The sequence below is a fragment of the Winogradskya humida genome, from assembly GCF_016862215.1.
Classification (GTDB): Bacteria; Actinomycetota; Actinomycetes; order Mycobacteriales; family Micromonosporaceae; genus Actinoplanes; species Actinoplanes humidus.
The window spans coordinates 1-1,382 of the sequence record NZ_BOMN01000171.1 but is presented as its reverse complement, the minus strand read 5'-3'; the positions used below and the strand labels follow the sequence as shown (position 1 = coordinate 1,382).

Genomic DNA, 1,382 nt, shown 5'->3' with positions numbered 1-1,382 from the left:
GTGCCAATTAGTGGGTTTGTGTGGGTGGTTTTGTGGGGATGCCGCCGTGGCAGAGCCAGATCATTTCGGTGAGGTTGGTGAGGTCGGCGTAGCCGTGGGCGCGGTTTTGGATGCGTCGGATGCCGGCGTTGAGTCCTTCGGTGAGGGAGTTCGACAGTTGGTGGGTGATGGCGTTGATGATGCCGTCGAAGTTGCGGGCGATGCGGCGGGCGAGGGCTTTGAAGCCGGTCAGGCGGCTGCGTTTCGCGGCGGTGATCCAGGCTTTGAGGTAGGTGGCGGCGTCGGTCGCGGTGGTGGTGCGGTAGAGGTCACGCAGGCGTTCTTTCAACTGCCAGGCGCGCCAGAGTTTGTGGTGACGCAGGCGTAGTTGCTCGATGATGGCGTGTCCGGTGGTGTCGAGGTTCTCCGCGGCGGCGCGCAGGGTGGCTCGGATCTTGCGCCAGGTCTGGGCGGGGTTCAGGCCGGTGACGGTGATCGCCCGCGCGGGTTTGGTCAGGCTGGTGTGGGCGGCGTTGAGGCTGTCACCGGCCCAGGTGATGACGTGGAACGGGTCGAAGCAGATCGCTGCGTGGGGTAGGTGTTCGCGGGTGGGTTCGCGGTAGATCGAGGTCATGTCCATGCTGACCGCTTCGATCGTCGCCTGCCGGTCGGGGCCGAGCCGGCGGTAGAACATGGCCAGGGCTTCGCTGGTGCGGCCTTCGGCGAGGTGCACGATCCGGCCGGTGTCGTGGTCGGTGACCACGGTCAGGAATTTACGGCCTTTGCGGTAGGCGATCTCGTCGACGCCGAGGCGGTGCAGGCCGGTGAGGCGTTCATCGTCGTTGTCGAGGTGATCGGCGACCTGACCACGGATCAGGGTGTCGATCTTTTCCCAGGTCGTGCCCAGGAACTGTGCGACCCCGCGTTTGGACATGCGTTGAGTCAGCCAGGCCGCCTTGTCCTCGAAATCGCGGGTGTGCCGGGCGCCGGGGCGGGCGAACGGCATCCATTCGGTGCGAACCCGCCCGCACCGCCGGCAGTCGATACGGCGGATGTCGGACTCGATCAGAACCCGGTAACGGCCCAGATCCAGGTGCCGCCACCGCCGGCGTGAGGTGTCGTAACGGGCCCGGCTGGTCCACCCGCACGGACAGACCAGCACCGCAGAACGTAACCGCAGATGAACCACGAGATCACCGCCGGAGAGGGTGAAGTCCTGCACCACAGTTCCCTTAAAACCCAGAAGACGGTTCAATAACACGGCGGCGCGCACAGGGCTCCCTCGATCGGACAGGTCTCAGCAACCGTCCACACGAGACCAGAGCCGGTGCGCGCCGCCTCTGCATGCAAAACCTGCCCATTCACCCGTATTACCTACCCACACAAACCCACTAATTGGCACA

The 1,382-nt window shown here is 64.9% G+C and carries 1 protein-coding gene; it reads right to left on the bottom strand.

What is annotated here, in order from left to right:
• Positions 1-7: 7 nt before the first annotated feature.
• A complete protein-coding gene (locus Ahu01nite_RS50010) occupies positions 8-1,201 on the bottom strand; it encodes an ISL3 family transposase (RefSeq protein WP_203843838.1) in 1,194 nt (397 codons plus the stop codon).
• Positions 1,202-1,382: the final 181 nt, after the last annotated feature.